The following is a 16,039-nucleotide window of genomic DNA, read 5'->3' as shown; positions in this document are numbered from 1 at the left end:
GAGGCTACCGCAGGGCCCTGGGATGGGCCGCGACGTAGACCTCGCGCAGGGTGTCGGGCGTCACCTGGGTGTAGATCTGGGTGGTCGTGACCGAGGCGTGGCCGAGGAGCTCCTGGACCACACGCACGTCCGCCCCACCGGCCAGCAGGTGGGTCGCGAACGAGTGCCGCAGCGTGTGCGGCGAGACGTCCTCCGCACGCCCGATGCCCGACCGGCGGGCCGCCTGGCGCAGCACCGCCCACGCGCTCTGCCGGCTCAACCGCGCGCCACGGGTGTTGAGGAACAACGCCGGGCCTCCCCTGCCACCGGCGGCCAGGGCCGGTCGGGCACGCACCAGGTACGCCTCCACCGCGTCCCGGGCGAAGGACCCCACCGGCACCACACGTTCCTTGCCGCCCTTGCCCCACAGCCGTGCCGCGCCCAGGCCCGGCTCCAGGGACAGGTCGTCCACGTCCAGCCCCACCGCCTCGCTGATCCGCGCACCCGTGGAGTACAGGAGCTCCAGGACCGCCCGGTCACGCAGCGGCACCGGACCCTCGCCGGTCCCGGCCGCCTCCAGCACCGCCTCGACCTCAGCGGTCGAGATCGCCTTGGGCAGGCGTCGCGGCTGCGACGGCGGGCGCACCTCACCCGCGGGGTCCGACGGGCTGAGCCCCTCCAGGAGGCAGAACCGGTGCCACCCGTGGACCGCGGCCACCACCCGGGCCGTGGACGACGCCGCCAACGGACGGGACCCGTCCTCACCGGTGCGGACCGAGGTGACGAACGCCCGCACGTCCGACTCCGTGACCTGGGCCGGTTCCGCACGGCCACGGGTGGTGAGGAACCTGACGTACCGGTCCAGGTCACGCCGGTAGGCCGTCAAGGTGTTCTGCGACAGCCCACGCTCGACCGCGAGGTGGTCCAGGTAGGCCTGGCGTGCGCCGACCAGCGCAGGCGACGGCTCAGCGTCCGCGCCGTCACCCATCGGGTCAGATCGGCAGCAGTGGGTCGACGCCCACCGCCACGAACAGCAGCGTCAGGTACGTGATGGACCCGTGGAACAGGCGCATCTCGCCCAGCTTGGTCCCCGGGCGGCGCGCGCGGCGCGCCAGGGCCACCACCGAGGACAGGAACCACGCACCCAGCACCACCGCGGCCGAGGTGTACACCCACGACATGCCGGCCAGCGGCACCAGCGCGAGGGAGCAGGCGACCATCGCCACGGAGTGGGCGAGCATCTCCTTCGCGACGCGCAGGTCACCGGCCACGACCGGGAGCATCGGCACCCCGGCGGCGGCGTAGTCGCGGCGGAATCTCATCGACAGTGGCCAGTAGTGGGGTGGGGTCCAGAAGAAGATCACACCGAACAGGACCACGGGAGCCCAGTCCAGGCGTCCGGTCACCGCCGACCAGCCGATCAGGACCGGCATGCACCCGGCGACGCCACCCCAGACGATGTTCTGGGACGTGCGCCGCTTGAGGAGCATCGTGTACCCGACCACGTAGAGCACGATCGCCATCAGCGCGAGCGCCGCCGAGAGCAGGTTCACCAGGACCGCGAACCAGGCCAGGGAGAACGCACCGAGCGCGTACCCGAACACCAGGGCCGCCCGCGGCGTGACCTCGCCGGTCACCAGGGGCCGACGACGCGTGCGGGTCATGACCTCGTCGATGTCCCGGTCCAGGTAGCAGTTCAGGACGTTCGCCGAGCCCGCAGCGGCCGCGCCCCCCACGAGGGTCGCCACCACGAGCAGGAACGGCGGGAAGCCCTGCTGCGCCAGCAGCATCGTGGGCAGGGTCGTCACGAGCAGCAGCTCGATGATGCGGGGCTTGGTCAGAGCCACGTAGGCGCCGACCCGTGCGCGGACCGCGCCGAGGGACGCCGCCCACGGCCTGTCCCCCGTGACCGCCCGGGCCCGACCGGTGGCAGCGACGGGTCGCGGCGAGGACGCCCGGTCGGCGGGGGCGGGAATGGCTGAGCGCACGGCGACAAGGCTCCGTTCTGTGGGTACTACGTCCCATGGTACGGGGCCTCGCGACCAGCCTGTCCGCGTCAGGGGCCTGAACGGGGATCCCTGGCCAGGGCCGCGGGGCCGGGATGGCGCGTCCACCAGTCGGCCGGACGCCCGGTCCCAGGCACGCCCCGGTAGGCTCGACGCGGCGTGGGCGCCGGTCAGACCCGGCCCCCCAGCAACCGGTCCGGTCCGTCACCACGGCCCGGACCCCACGCACCAGGCGACCGCCCGGGTGACCGCCCGGGCAGGAATGAGGTTCTGTTGAACGCGTCCGTCCCCACCCCGCACGAGCACGAGTGGTCCGAACTCGACAGCCGCGCCGTCGACACGCTCCGGATCCTGGCCGCGGATGCGGTCCAGAAGGTGGGCAACGGTCACCCGGGTACCGCGATGAGCCTGGCGCCCGCTGCGTACCTGCTGTTCCAGCAGCACATGACCCACGACCCCAGCGACTCCCAGTGGGCGGGCCGCGACCGGTTCGTGCTGTCGGCCGGGCACTCCTCGCTCACCCTGTACCTGCAGCTGTTCCTCTCCGGGTACGACCTCTCCCTCGACGACATCAAGGCCCTGCGCACCTGGGGCTCCAAGACCCCGGGGCACCCGGAGTACAAGCACACCGACGGTGTCGAGATCACCACCGGCCCCCTCGGCCAGGGTCTCGCCTCGGCCGTCGGCATGGCGATGGCCGCCCGTCGTGAGCGCGGTCTGCTCGACCCCGACGCCGCTCCGGGCACCAGCCCCTTCGACCACACCGTCTGGGTGATCGCCAGCGACGGCGACCTCATGGAGGGCGTCACCGCCGAGGCCTCGTCCCTCGCCGGGCACCAGGAGCTCGGCAACCTCGTCGTGATCTACGACGACAACAAGATCTCCATCGAGGACGACACCGACGTGTCGTTCAGCGAGGACGTCCTGGCCCGCTACGAGTCCTACGGCTGGCACACCCAGCGCGTGGACTGGACCGCCGGCGAGGAGTACGTCGAGGACGTCGACGCACTGGGCGCCGCGCTCGCAGCCGCCAAGGCCGAGACCGGCAAGCCCTCGATCATCTCCCTGCGCACCATCATCGGCTGGCCCTCGCCCAACAAGAAGAACACCGGGGCCATCCACGGCTCCGCGCTGGGCACCGACGAGGTCGCGGCGCTGAAGTCGCTGCTCGGGTTCGACCCGGAGCAGGACTTCGTCGTCGAGGACGAGGTCCTCGCCCACGCCCGCAAGCTGGTCGACCGCGGCCAGGCCAAGCACCGCGCCTGGGACGAGGCCTACGACCAGTGGAAGGCCGCCAACCCCGAGCGGGCCGCGCTGCACGCCCGCCTGGCGGCGCACGAGCTGCCCGAGGGCTGGGTGGACGCCCTGCCCGTCTTCCCCGCCGGCAAGGACGTGGCCACGCGGTCGGCGTCCGGCAACGTGCTCTCGGCGCTGGCTCCCGTGCTGCCCGAGCTGTGGGGAGGGTCGGCCGACCTCGCCGGGTCGAACAACACCACCATGAAGGGCGAGCCGTCGTTCCTCCCCGCGCACCGCTCGACCTCGATGTTCGCGGGCAACGAGTACGGCCGCACCCTGCACTTCGGCATCCGCGAGCACGCCATGGGCTCGATCCTCAACGGGATCGCGCTGCACGGCGGCACCCGCCCCTACGGCGGCACGTTCCTGGTGTTCAGCGACTACATGCGGCCCGCGGTCCGGCTCGCCGCCCTCATGCAGATCCCGGTGACGTTCGTGTGGACGCACGACTCGATCGGCCTCGGCGAGGACGGTCCCACCCACCAGCCGATCGAGCACCTGGCGTCCCTGCGGGCGATCCCCGGGCTCGACGTCGTGCGTCCCGCCGACGCGAACGAGACCTCCTGGGCGTGGCGCACCATCCTGGAGCGCACCGCCAACCCGGCGGGCATCATCCTCACCCGCCAGAACGTCCCCACCTTCGAGCGTGGTGACGGTGACGCCGACGGCAGCGCCCTCGGGTCGGCCGCAGGCACCGCGCGCGGGGCCTACGTCCTGGCGGAGGCCGAGGGCGGCACGCCGCAGGTCATCCTCCTGGCGACCGGCTCCGAGGTGCAGATCGCCATGGCGGCCCGCGAGACCCTGCAGGCCGAGGGCGTCGCGACCCGGGTCGTGTCGATGCCGTGCCGTGAGTGGTTCGACGAGCAGGACGCCGCGTACCGCGAGTCCGTCCTGCCGGCGTCCGTCCGTGCGCGCGTCTCGATCGAGGCCGGCGTCGCACTCGGGTGGCGTGAGCTGGTCGGTGACGCCGGGCGCACCATCTCGCTGGAGCACTTCGGTGCCTCGGGCGACTACAAGCGCCTCTACCAGGAGTTCGGGCTCACCCCCGAGGCGACCGTCGCCGCGGCCAAGGAGTCGCTGGCGGACGCCGCCGGCACCCCCGCCCCCGGGGGCCCCGCGAAGCCGACCGAGGGTGGCACCGCGGACCTGTGACAGTCGCGACGGTGTCCTGACAGACGAACAGAACGGACCCGCCGGGCGGCCCCACGGGCCGCCCGGCGGGCGCGACCGAGGAGTCCGTGATGTCCGAGCAGCAGAGCAGCACCCCGCCCGCACCCGTGACCCGGCTCAGGGACGCCGGCGTCGCGATCTGGCTGGACGACCTGTCCCGGGAGCTCGTCCGCAGCGGCGAGCTCGCCCGCCTCGTGGCCGAGCGTGGCGTCGTGGGCGTGACCACCAACCCGACGATCTTCGCCGCAGCGCTGTCACGCGGCGACGCCTACGACGAGCAGCTGGGCCGGCTCGCCGCCGCCGGGGTCGACGTGGACGAGGCCGTCTTCACCATCACCACCGACGACGTACGAGAGGCCTGCGACGTCCTGGCGGACGTGCACCGGTCCACCGGTGGCCAGGACGGGTGCGTGTCGATCGAGGTGGACCCGCGCCTCGCGCGGGACACAGCCGCGACCGTGGAGACCGCGAAGCGGCTCTGGGAAGCGGTCGACCGACCCAACCTCTACATCAAGATCCCCGCGACGGTCGAAGGGCTCCCCGCGATCAGCGACGTGCTCGCCGCGGGCATCAGCGTGAACGTCACGTTGATCTTCTCCCTGAGCCGCTACGCAGCGGTGCTCGACGCCCACCAGACCGGGCTCGAGCGAGCGGCCGCCGCCGGGCTCGAGCTCAGCACGATCCGCTCCGTCGCGTCCTTCTTCGTCTCTCGCGTGGACGGTGCGGTGGACGCCCGCCTCGACGCTCTCGGCTCACCCGACGCCGAGTCCGTGCGCGGGACGATCGCACTGGCGAACGCCCGGCTGGCCTACGCGCTCCACCAGCAGGTCGTCTCCAGCGACCGCTGGCGGGCTCTCGCGCGAGCCGGCGCGATCGCGCAGCGACCCCTCTGGGCGTCGACCGGGGTCAAGGACCCGCGCTACCCCGACACCCTCTACGTCGACCAGCTCGTCGCGCCCGGCGTCGTCAACACCATGCCCGGAGCGACCCTGGAAGCCGTCGCGGACCACGGTCACGTCGTGCCCGACACCGTCACCGGGACGTACACCCGCTCGCACGAGCAGATCGAGACGCTCGGGAACCTCGGGATCGACCTCGACCAGGTCACCGTCGACCTCGAGCGCGACGGCGTCGCCAAGTTCGAGGCCAGCTGGGACGAGCTGCTGCAGACCGTCCGCGCCGGCCTGGACGCCCACGCACCCGAGGGGACGTCGTGACCGCACCCACGAGCGAGGGCTACACCAACCCGCTCCGCGACCCGCGCGACCGTCGGCTCCCGCGCATCGCAGGACCCTGCGGGTTGGTGATCTTCGGGGTCACCGGGGACCTCGCCCGGCGCAAGCTCATGCCGGCCGTCTACGACCTCGCCAACCGGGGCCTGCTGCCACCCGGCTTCGCGCTCACCGGGTTCGCCCGGCGTGAGTGGGACAAGCAGGACTTCGAGAAGGTCGTCCACGACGCCGTGAAGGCCAACGCACGCACCACGTTCCGGGAGAGCACCTGGCGCCAGCTCGCCGAGGGCATCCGGTTCGTCCAGGGCGAGTTCGACGACGACGACGCGTTCGACCGGTTGAGCACCACGGTCGCCGAGCTCGACGCCGAACGCGGCACCGGTGGCAACCACGCGTTCTACCTGTCGGTGCCACCGAGCTCGTTCCCCCTCGTCTGCCGTCAGCTGGCCCGCTCGGGACTGTCCGAGCAGCGGCCCGACACCTGGCGCCGGGTGGTCATCGAGAAACCGTTCGGTCACGACCTCGCCAGTGCACGCGAGCTCAACGACGTGGTCTCGGAGGTGTTCAACCCCGAGACCGTGTTCCGCATCGACCACTACCTGGGCAAGGAGACCGTCCAGAACATCCTGGCCCTGCGGTTCGCGAACCAGCTGTTCGAACCGATCTGGAACGCCCACTACGTCGACCACGTGCAGATCACGATGGCCGAGGACATCGGCATCGGTGGCCGCGCGGGCTACTACGACGGGATCGGTGCCGCCCGGGACATCATCCAGAACCACCTGCTGCAGCTCCTGGCGCTCACCGCCATGGAGGAGCCGGTCTCGTTCGACGTGGACGACCTCCGGGCAGAGAAGGAGAAGGTCCTCTCGGCGGTCCGGCTCCCCAAGGACCTCGCCCGCCACACCGCCCGCGGCCAGTACTCCGCAGGCTGGCAGGGCGGGGAGGACGTCGTGGGGTACCTCGACGAGGCCGGCATCGCACCCGACTCGATCACCGAGACGTACGCCGCCATCCGCCTGGACGTCGACACCCGGCGGTGGGCCGGGGTCCCCTTCTACCTCCGGGCGGGCAAGCGCCTCGGTCGACGCGTCACCGAGATCGCCGTGGTGTTCAAGCGGGCCCCGCACCTGCCGTTCGAGTCCACCGCGACCGCCGAGCTCGGGCAGAACGCCCTGGTGATCCGCGTCCAGCCGGACGAGGGCGTGACCCTGCGCTTCGGGTCGAAGGTCCCCGGTACGGCCATGCAGGTCCGTGACGTGACGATGGACTTCGGGTACGGGCACGCGTTCACCGAGTCCTCCCCCGAGGCCTACGAACGTCTGATCCTCGACGTCCTGCTGGGAGACCCACCGCTCTTCCCCCGCCACGAGGAGGTCGAGCTGTCGTGGAAGATCCTCGACCCGATCATCTCGTTCTGGGGTGGCCAAGGTCAGCCCGAGCCCTACCGGTCGGGCACCTGGGGTCCCACCGGCGCCGACGCGATGATGGCCCTGGACGGGCGGGCATGGCGGCGACCGTGACCACACCCACCGACAGCACGAGCACGGGAGACGCACCCCGATGATCATCGACCTGCCGGACACGACCACGGCCGCCGTGGCCAAGGCCCTGGTCCGGCTCCGTGAAGAAGGTGGCGCCGTCGCGCTCGGGCGGGTGCTGACCCTCGTGATCGACACCCCAGCGGCCGACGTCGACAGCAGCGTCGCCGCGGCGAACGACGCGAGCCGCGAGCACCCCTGCCGCGTGCTGGTCCTGGCACGCGACGAGGTGCGCACCACGCCCCGGCTCGACGCCGAGATCCGTGTCGGCGGGGACGCCGGGGCCAGCGAGGTGGTCGTGCTGCGGACCTCGAGCGAGATGCTCGAGCACGCCGACACCCTGATGATGCCGTTGCTCCTGCCCGACGCACCCATCGTCGCGTGGTGGCCCACGGACATCCCGTCCCACCCGGCTGAGCACCCCGTGGGGCGCATGGCCCAGCGTCGGATCACCGACACGGTCTCCTCACCGGACCCGGTCGCGAGCCTCGCCGCGCTCCGCAACGGGCACCGGGCCGGCGACACCGACCTGGCCTGGACCCGGCTCACCCGGTGGCGGGCCCTCCTGGCGTCCGCGCTGGACCAGCCGCCCCACGAGCCGGTCACCCGCGCCGAGGTCCACGGTCTCAGCACCCACCCGTCCGTGGAGCTGCTGGCCGGCTGGCTCCGGATGAGCCTGCGGTGCCCCGTCACGGTCGTCAGACGGACGGGTGTCGAAGGGATCACCAAGGTCGTCCTGGACCGGGCCTCAGGCCCTGTGACCATCGACCGGCCCGACGGGCGCGTCGCGGTCCTGCAGCAACCGGGCCACCCGGACCGCACGGCGGCGATGCCCATGCGTGGCCTCAACGAGTGCCTCGCCGAGGAGCTGCGGCGCCTGGACCCGGACGAGGTGTGGGGTGAGGTGCTCGCCGCGGGCCTCCCCGACACCCATCCGCGGTGACACCACGACCGAGGAAGGCAGGAGCAGCATGAACCGCACCGTCATCGTCCACCCGGACGCAGCGACGCTCGCCGCGACGACCGCGGCCAGACTCCTGGTACGACTCGTGGACGCCCAGTCCACGCACCGGCCCGTGCACGTCGCCCTCACCGGCGGCACGGTGGGGATCCGGACGCTCAGCGAGATCGCGGCGTCCCCCGTCCGCCACGCCGTCGACTGGACGGGGGTCCACCTGTGGTGGGGTGACGAGCGCTTCCTCCCCGACGGTGACCCGGACCGGAACGTCACCCAGGCGCGGCAGGCCCTCCTGGACGACCTGCCCGTCCCCGAGGAGAACATCCACCCGATGGGACCCTCGGACGCCCACGACTCCCCCGAGTCCGCGGCGGACGACTACCAGGCCGAGCTGGCACGTCACGCCGAGAGCGGAGTCGACGACGCCGGCCCCGCACTCCCGGCGTTCGACGTGGTCCTCCTCGGCGTGGGGCCCGACGGTCACGTGGCGTCCTTGTTCCCCGGGCACGAGGCGTGCGACGTGCTCGACCGCACCGTCGTCGGCGTCCACGGGTCGCCCAAGCCACCGCCCCACCGGGTGAGCCTCACGTTCGCCGCGATCGAGGCCGCGGACGAGGTCTGGTTGGTCGTGGGCGGGGAGGACAAGGCCCCGGCCGTCGCCAGGGCCCTGGACCCCGGTGACACGGACCCGCTGCCCGCCGCACGGGTGCTGGGCCGTCACCGGACCCTGTGGTTGGTCGATGCCGCAGCAGCGGGCTGACGCACGAGCACGGCGAAGGCCCCCACCGGCACTGGTGGGGGCCTTCGCCGTTCAGACCTGAGGTCAGCCGCCGCGTCGCGCGCGCAACGCCGCGAGAGCCTCGTCGAGGATCGCTGCCCCGTCCTCGTCGCTGCGCCGCTCCTTCACGTACGCGAGGTGCGTCTTGTACGGCTCGTTCCGGCTCGGGGACGGAGGGTTTTCCTTGTCCTGCCCGGCGGGAAAACCGCAGCGCGGGCAGTCCCAGGTCTCGGGCGCCTCGGCGCCGCCCTCCTGCGAGAAGCTGGGCCGGGTCTCGTGCCCGTTCGCGCACCAGTAGGACACCAGGAACCGGGGCGCAGCCTCACCGCGCTCCGCCTCCCCCATGGGACCTGCGCCGACTCGAGATCCTCTGATCGCACTACCGCTGGCCACGATGGTCCTCCGGTCTCAGCTCACGCGCTGGATCAAGCCCAGCAGCACGATGATGACGGTCCACAGCAGCGCGAGACCGATGGTGATCCGGTTGAGGTTCCGCTCGGCGACACCGGAGCTGCCGGCGTTGCTCGTCACGCCCCCACCGAACATGTCCGAGACGCCACCGCCCTTGCCCTTGTGCAACAGGACGAGGAGTACGACGAGGAAGCTGGTCAGGACCAGCAGGATCTGCAGGATGATGCGCAGGGCGTCCACGTGCTCGAATGTCCTCACTCGTCGGGGTCGGCGCCGGCGGGCGCCCGCCCAAGGATAGGCGACAGGGGTGTGATCCGACCAACACCGTCCATGACACGTCCATGACAGGTGTCGGCGACGGCGGTCGGGGCAGGGCGTGGCAGCCCCGCCCCGACCGGGCCGGGTGCTGCTAGAGACCCACCTCGTGCGACTGGAACCGCACGATCTTGGCGAACTCCTCCGCGTCGAGGCTCGCGCCACCGACCAGCGCACCGTCCACGTCCGGCTGCGCCATGATCGACGCGACGTTGCCCGACTTCACCGAACCGCCGTACAGGACCCGCACGCCCTCGGCGAGCTCGGCGTCGTACAGCTCGGCCAGCCGTGCCCGGATCGCGCCGCACACCTCCTGGGCGTCCTCGGGCGTCGCGACCTCACCGGTGCCGATCGCCCAGACGGGCTCGTAGGCGATGACGATCGTGGCGGCCTGCTCGGCCGAGAGGCCCTCGAGTGCCCCGTCGACCTGCGCCAGGGTGTGCGCGACCTGGTTCCCGGCCTTGCGGACGTCCAGGCCCTCACCCACGCACAGGATGGGCGTGATGCCCTGACCGAATGCCGAACGGACCTTCGCGGCGCACAGCGCGTCGTCCTCGCCGTGGAGCTCACGACGCTCGGAGTGCCCGACCGCCACGTAGCGCACACCCAGCTTCGCGAGCATCACCGGTGAGATCTCACCGGTGTAGGCCCCCGAGGTGTGCGCCGACACGTCCTGCGCACCGTAGGCGAGCTCGAGCTTGTCGGCGTCGACCAGGGTCTGCACCGAGCGGATGTCGGTGAAGGGCACCAGGACGGCGACCTCGACCGTCGAGTAGTCGTGCTTGGCGTCCTTGAGCGTCCAGGCGAGCTTCTGGACCAGATGGGTGGCCTCGTGGTGGTCGAGGTTCATCTTCCAGTTGCCGGCCATCAGGGGTGTGCGTGCCATCAGTCCTCCAGAACCGAGATGCCGGGAAGGGTCTTGCCCTCGAGAAGCTCGAGGCTCGCGCCCCCGCCGGTCGAGATGTGACCGAAGCCGGCCTCGTCGAAGCCGAGCTTGCGGACCGCGGCGGCGGAGTCGCCGCCACCGACGATCGAGAAGCCGTCGGTGTCGACCAGAGCCTGGGCGACGGCGCGGGTGCCCTCGGCGAAGGCCGGGAACTCGAACACACCCATCGGACCGTTCCAGGCGATCGTCTTCGCGCCCAGGATCGCCTCACGGAACAGCTCACCGGAGCGTGGACCGATGTCCAGGCCCATCTTCCCCGCGGGGATCGCGTCGGCCGACACGGTCTCGTGGGGGGCGTCGGCCGCGAAGGAGTCCGCGGCGACGATGTCGACCGGCAGGACGATCTCCACGCCGCGCTCGGTGGCCTGGGCGAGGTAACCCTTGACGGCCTCGACCTGGTCCTCCTCGAGGAGCGACGCCCCGACCTCGTGGCCCTGGGCCTTGAGGAACGTGAAGACCATGCCGCCGCCGATGAGAAGCTTGTCGGCCTTGGTCAGCAGGTTGGCGATGACGCCGAGCTTGTCCGAGACCTTCGAGCCACCCAGGACCACGACGTAGGGACGGTCCGGCGCCTCGACGGCCTTCCGGAGGGCCTGCACCTCGGCCCGCACCAGGGTGCCGGCCGCGTGCGGGAGACGCTGCGCGACGTCGAACACCGATGCCTGCTTGCGGTGGACCACACCGAAACCGTCGGACACGAACGCGTCGGCGAGCGCCGCCAGCTCGTCGGCGAGCTCACCGCGGGCCGCGTCGTCCTTGGACGTCTCACGCGCGTCGAACCGGATGTTCTCCAGGAGGGCGATCTGACCGTCCTGGAGGCCCTCGACCGTCGCGTGGGCCGACGGGCCGACGACGTCGGAGGCGAGGGCCACGGGCTGGTCCAGGAGCTCGCCGAGCCGGGCGGCGACGGGAGCGAGGGAGAACGTCGGGTCGGGCTCACCCTTGGGGCGGCCCAGGTGTGCGGTGACGACGACCCGTGCACCCTGCTGCAGAAGGGCCTGGAGGGTCGGGAGCGCCGCACGGATGCGGCCGTCGTCGGTGATGGTCGTGCCGTCCAACGGCACGTTGAAGTCCGACCGGACCAGCACGCGCTTGCCGCGCAGGTCACCGAGGTCGTCGATGGTCTTCATGGAGTTCCTTCACAGATCGGGTGCAGGGGCATGATGCGACGACGTCCGCGTGCTCCGAGGGTGTGGTCCCGCGGAGCACGCGGACGCCTGTCGCTGCTCAGTCGTGCCGGGGCGTCAGAGACGCTCGCCGATGTAGACCGTGAGGTCCACCAGACGGCTGGAGTAGCCCCACTCGTTGTCGTACCAGGAGACGACCTTGACCTGGTCGCCGATGACCTTGGTGAGGCCCGCGTCGTAGATGCTCGAGGCGGGGTCGGTCACGATGTCGGTCGAGACGATCGGGTCCTCGGTGTAGACCAGGATGCCCTTGAGCGCGTCGCTCTCGGCGGCAGCCTTGACCGCAGCGTTGACCTCCTCGACGGTGACCTCACGCTTGGCGGTGAAGGTCAGGTCCGTGGCCGAGCCGGTGGGCGTGGGCACCCGCATGGCGTACCCGTCGAGCTTGCCCTTGAGCTGCGGGAGCACCAGCGACACGGCCTTGGCGGCACCGGTCGAGGTCGGCACCATGTTGAGGGCCGCGGCACGCGCACGACGCGGGTCCTTGTGGGGGCCGTCCTGGAGGTTCTGGTCCTGGGTGTAGGCGTGGATGGTGGTCATGAGACCACGCTCGATGCCGAACGCCTCGTCCAGGACCTTCGCCAGGGGGGCGAGGCAGTTGGTGGTGCACGACGCGTTGGACACGATGTTGTGCGCGGCCGGGTCGTACTCGGTGTGGTTGACACCCACGACGAAGGTCGCGTCCTCGTTCTTCGCCGGGGCGGAGATGATGACCTTCTTGGCACCGGCGTCGAGGTGGGCCTTCGCCTTGGTCCCGTCGGTGAAGATACCGGTCGACTCGATGACGATGTCGGCGCCGAGCTCGCCCCACGGGAGGGCGGCCGGGTCGCGCTCGGCGAGCGCCTTGAACGACTTGCCGCCCACGGTGATGGACGTCTCGTCGTAGGTGACCTCCTGCGCCAGGCGGCCCAGGATCGAGTCGTACTTGAGCAGGTGCGCGAGGGACTTGTTGTCCGTCAGGTCGTTCACACCGACGATCTCGATGTCGGCGCCCGACTCGATCACTGCACGGAAGAAGTTACGTCCGATACGGCCGAAGCCGTTGATTCCGACGCGGATGGTCACAATGCCCTCCTCGGCGCGCGCCGGTAGTAGCCGACACGCTCAATTGGTCGCTTGACGTTGCGTACGGCCCTGTACGCGCCTGGCCGGACCGTGACTGTCGATCCCCAGATGAGACCCAGGTTACACGCACGACACACCTGCCGCCGGGACGTCTGTCCTGCCGTCCGCCCACCTGCCGGGGCGTGCCGTCAGACGTCCAGCATGTCCGCGCTGAGGCCCGCCTCGGTGTCCGGGATGCCCAGCTCCTGGGCGCGCTTGTCAGCAGTCGCGAGGAGCCGACGGATGCGTCCGGCGACGGCGTCCTTCGTCAACGGCGGGTCCGCGAGCTGGCCCAGCTCCTCCAGCGACGCCTGCTTGTGCTCCAGGCGCAGCCGACCGGCCTCACGCAGGTGCTCGGGCAGGTCCTCCCCGAGGATCTCGAACGCCCGCTCGACCCGGGCGCCGGCGGCCACCGCGGCCCGCGCCGAGCGACGCAGGTTCGCGTCGTCGAAGTTCGCCAACCTGTTCGCGGTGCCCCGTACCTCGCGGCGCATGCGCCGCTCCTCCCACACCATGACCGCGTCGTGGGCGCCCAGGCGGGTGAGCATCGCCCCGATGGCGTCGCCGTCCCGGATCACGACCCGGTCCACCCCCCTGACCTCACGGGCCTTGGCGCCGATCCCCAGCCTGCGCGCGGCGCCGACGAGGGCGAGTGCCGCCTCCGGCCCGGGGCAGGTGACCTCCAGGGCCGCCGACCGACCCGGCTCGGTGAGCGAACCGTGGGCGAGGAACGCCCCGCGCCACGCGGCCTCGGCCTCACCCAGGCCCGCGGACACCACCTGCGGCGGAAGGCCCCGCACGGGACGGCCACGGTTGTCGAGCAGCCCGGTCTGGCGGGCCAGCGACTCCCCGTCCTTGACCACGCGCACCACGTACCGGGATCCCTTGCGCAGCCCGCCGCCGCTGACCACGACCACGTCGCTGGTGTGGCCGTAGACCTCGGAGACGAACGTCCGCAGCCGGCGTGCGGCTGCGCCGGTGTCGAGCTCGGCCTCGATGACGATGCGACCGGAGATGATGTGCAGACCACCGGCGAACCTGAGCGTGGCGGAGACCTCGGCCTTACGGCACGACGTCCTGTCGACGGGCAACCTGGCGAGCTCGTCCTTCACCTGTGCCGTCAGCGCCATGACGTCATCCTGCCACGCTGGTGCCCACGTCCCCGAGGAATCCCTCGAACGCGTCACGGTAGGCCGCCGCGAGCCGCAGGGCGTCGTGCCGGGCGGACCCGTCCCCCACCCGCACCTGCCGCAGCAGGAGCTCGGCGCCCATGTCCGCGCAGCGTCCCTCCAGACCCACCACGTCGTCGATCGCGCTCGGGTCGGCGAGCACCACGTCGACCCGCAGGCGGGGGGCGTGGTCGGCGAGCGCACGCAGGTGGTCCTCGGCCGTCATCCCCGGGGTCTCGCCGGACTCCGGGCTGAGGTTGAGGGTCACGCACCGCCGTGCCCGGGTGGTGTGCAGGGCCTCGGCGAGCCCGGGGACCATCAGGTGCGGCATCACCGAGGTGAACCACGAGCCCGGCCCCAGGACCACCCAGTCGGCGTCGTGGACCGCGGCGACGGACTCCTGGCAGGCGGGCGGGTCGTCGGGGATCAGCCGTATCGCCTCGACCCTGCCGGGTGCCTTCGCGAGCGAGGACTGCCCGCGCACGGTGCGGCGACCGCCGCGCTCGTCGACCAGGTCGGCCTCGATCTCCAGGGGCACCGCGGCCATGGGCAGGACCCGCCCGCGGGCACCCAGCAGGCGCGCGACCCAGTCCAGGCCCTCGACGGTGTCGCCGAGCAGCTCCCACAGCGCCACGATCAGCAGGTTGCCGACCGCGTGGTGGTCGAGGTCGCCCTCGGAACGGAACCGGTGCTGCAGGACGTCCCGCCAGGTCCGCCCCCACTCGGTGTCGTCGCACAGCGCCGACAGCGCCATGCGCAGGTCCCCGGGCGGCAGCACGGCCATCTCCTTGCGCAGCCGCCCGGAGGACCCGCCGTCGTCGGCGACGGTGACCACGGCGGTGAGCCGGTCGGACATCAGCCGCAGCGCCGACAGGCTCGCCGACAGGCCGTGGCCGCCCCCGAGGGCGACCACCGCCGGCCCCTGACCTGCGGGGCCGGCGGGGAACCCGGTCACCGTCATTCGCGTCCCAGGTCCCTGTGGGCGACCACCACCCGGTGGCCGGACTCGCGCAGCGTGCCGGCGAGCTTCTCGGACAGCGCCACCGACCGGTGCTTGCCCCCGGTGCAGCCGACGGCGATCGTGACGTACCGCTTCTCCTCGTTGCGGTAGCCGGCGAGCACGGGTTCCAGGGCGTCGACGTAGCGTTCGATGAACTGGGTCGCACCCGGGAGCCCCAGGACGTAGTCCCGGACGGGGGCGTCCCGGCCGGTGAGGTGCCGCAGCTCGGTGATCCAGTACGGGTTGGACAGGAACCGCATGTCCACGACGTGGTCGGCGTCCAGGGGGATTCCGTACTTGAACCCGAACGACAGCACGTTGATGCGCAGCGCCTCCTCGGCGCCGCCGGTCACGGCCTGACGGACCTCCCTGGCCAGGTCGTGGACCGTCAGCTCGGAGGTGTCGATGAGGACGTCGGCGCGTTCACGGATCTCTCGCAGGAGCTGCCGCTCGATGGCGATGCCGTCGAGGATGGTGCCCTCGCCCTGCAGGGGGTGGGGGCGGCGGACGGCCTCGTACCTCTGGACCAGCACGGCGTCCGAGGCGTCGAGGAACAGCAGCCGGTAGTTGTGGCCGACGGCCCGCAGGGAGTCGATGACGTGCGACAGGTCGGCGAAGAACTCCCGGCCCCGGACGTCCACGACCGCGGCCAGGCGGTGCACACCACCCGGCGCCGCGGTCATCATGCGCGCCATCTGTGTCAGGAGCTGGGCGGGCAGGTTGTCGACCACGTACCAGTGCAGGTCCTCCAGGACGGCGGCGGCACGGGACCGGCCGGCACCGGACATGCCGGTGATCACCAGCAGCTCGGGTGGTTCCCCCTCGGGCGTGGACGTCGAGGCCTCCAGCGCCGGGACACCCTCCGGCACCGTGTCGGGCGGCGGCTCGTTGCTCATGGGTCCAGCATGCCAGTGCCCCCTGGCGCTGGCACGGGTCGCCGCCGGTGC

General features: G+C 71.8%; 15 protein-coding genes. 5 read left to right on the top strand and 10 right to left on the bottom strand.

What is annotated here, in order from left to right:
• Positions 1 to 4: 4 nt before the first annotated feature.
• On the bottom strand, positions 5 to 967 hold the full coding sequence (locus tag N869_RS00590) for a site-specific tyrosine recombinase XerD (RefSeq protein ID WP_052104797.1): 963 nt from the start codon (positions 965 to 967) through the stop codon (positions 5 to 7).
• A gap of 4 nt (positions 968 to 971) precedes the next feature.
• On the bottom strand, positions 972 to 1,967 hold the full coding sequence (locus N869_RS00585) for a heme o synthase (protein WP_084136292.1): 996 nt from the start codon (positions 1,965 to 1,967) through the stop codon (positions 972 to 974).
• A 291-nt stretch (positions 1,968 to 2,258) separates the two neighbouring features.
• Between N869_RS00585 and tkt the strand changes: the two genes are divergently transcribed.
• The 5 genes from tkt to pgl all read left to right on the top strand — a co-directional run bounded on the left by tkt (position 2,259) and on the right by pgl (position 8,942).
• On the top strand, positions 2,259 to 4,433 hold the full coding sequence (tkt, locus tag N869_RS00580; RefSeq protein WP_035056346.1) for a transketolase: 2,175 nt from the start codon (positions 2,259 to 2,261) through the stop codon (positions 4,431 to 4,433).
• Positions 4,434 to 4,522: 89 nt separating this feature from the next.
• Positions 4,523 to 5,668: a transaldolase gene (tal, locus tag N869_RS00575; protein ID WP_052104796.1), complete on the top strand. Its 1,146-nt coding sequence runs from the start codon at positions 4,523 to 4,525 to the stop codon at positions 5,666 to 5,668.
• Positions 5,665 to 7,206, top strand: coding sequence for a glucose-6-phosphate dehydrogenase (gene zwf, locus N869_RS00570; RefSeq protein ID WP_035056343.1), 1,542 nt, complete (start codon positions 5,665 to 5,667; stop codon positions 7,204 to 7,206). Before tal ends, zwf begins: the two co-directional genes overlap by 4 nt.
• Before the next feature lie 40 nt (positions 7,207 to 7,246).
• Positions 7,247 to 8,167 (top strand): glucose-6-phosphate dehydrogenase assembly protein OpcA, encoded by a 921-nt coding sequence (gene opcA / locus N869_RS00565; protein ID WP_035056341.1) that lies wholly within the window; start codon positions 7,247 to 7,249, stop codon positions 8,165 to 8,167.
• A gap of 28 nt (positions 8,168 to 8,195) precedes the next feature.
• Complete coding sequence (pgl, locus tag N869_RS00560; protein WP_035056407.1) at positions 8,196 to 8,942, top strand: 6-phosphogluconolactonase; 747 nt, start codon at positions 8,196 to 8,198, stop codon at positions 8,940 to 8,942.
• Positions 8,943 to 9,005: 63 nt separating this feature from the next.
• On the opposite strand, the gene N869_RS00555 is transcribed toward pgl, so the two are convergent.
• The 8 genes from N869_RS00555 to rapZ form a co-directional block, all read right to left on the bottom strand.
• Positions 9,006 to 9,353 (bottom strand): RNA polymerase-binding protein RbpA, encoded by a 348-nt coding sequence (locus N869_RS00555; protein ID WP_035056338.1) that lies wholly within the window; start codon positions 9,351 to 9,353, stop codon positions 9,006 to 9,008.
• A 15-nt stretch (positions 9,354 to 9,368) separates the two neighbouring features.
• Positions 9,369 to 9,611 (bottom strand): preprotein translocase subunit SecG, encoded by a 243-nt coding sequence (gene secG, locus N869_RS00550; protein ID WP_035056336.1) that lies wholly within the window; start codon positions 9,609 to 9,611, stop codon positions 9,369 to 9,371.
• Positions 9,612 to 9,780: 169 nt separating this feature from the next.
• Positions 9,781 to 10,575, bottom strand: coding sequence for a triose-phosphate isomerase (tpiA, locus tag N869_RS00545; RefSeq protein WP_408606331.1), 795 nt, complete (start codon positions 10,573 to 10,575; stop codon positions 9,781 to 9,783).
• Positions 10,572 to 11,762 (bottom strand): phosphoglycerate kinase, encoded by a 1,191-nt coding sequence (locus N869_RS00540; RefSeq protein WP_035056331.1) that lies wholly within the window; start codon positions 11,760 to 11,762, stop codon positions 10,572 to 10,574. Before N869_RS00540 ends, tpiA begins: the two co-directional genes overlap by 4 nt.
• A gap of 114 nt (positions 11,763 to 11,876) precedes the next feature.
• Complete coding sequence (gene gap / locus N869_RS00535) at positions 11,877 to 12,884, bottom strand: type I glyceraldehyde-3-phosphate dehydrogenase (protein ID WP_035056329.1); 1,008 nt, start codon at positions 12,882 to 12,884, stop codon at positions 11,877 to 11,879.
• Positions 12,885 to 13,072: 188 nt separating this feature from the next.
• Positions 13,073 to 14,053, bottom strand: coding sequence for a DNA-binding protein WhiA (whiA, locus tag N869_RS00530; RefSeq protein WP_035056327.1), 981 nt, complete (start codon positions 14,051 to 14,053; stop codon positions 13,073 to 13,075).
• A gap of 4 nt (positions 14,054 to 14,057) precedes the next feature.
• Positions 14,058 to 15,053: a gluconeogenesis factor YvcK family protein gene (locus N869_RS00525; RefSeq protein WP_052104794.1), complete on the bottom strand. Its 996-nt coding sequence runs from the start codon at positions 15,051 to 15,053 to the stop codon at positions 14,058 to 14,060.
• A complete protein-coding gene (gene rapZ / locus N869_RS00520) occupies positions 15,050 to 15,988 on the bottom strand; it encodes an RNase adapter RapZ (RefSeq protein WP_035056325.1) in 939 nt (312 codons plus the stop codon). Before rapZ ends, N869_RS00525 begins: the two co-directional genes overlap by 4 nt.
• Positions 15,989 to 16,039 lie beyond the last annotated feature (51 nt).

Source organism: Cellulomonas bogoriensis 69B4 = DSM 16987 (assembly GCF_000767165.1).
GTDB classification, from domain to species: domain Bacteria; phylum Actinomycetota; class Actinomycetes; order Actinomycetales; family Cellulomonadaceae; genus Actinotalea; species Actinotalea bogoriensis.
The sequence above is the reverse complement of the archived record's forward strand: the minus strand, read 5'-3'. Positions and strand labels throughout refer to the sequence as shown.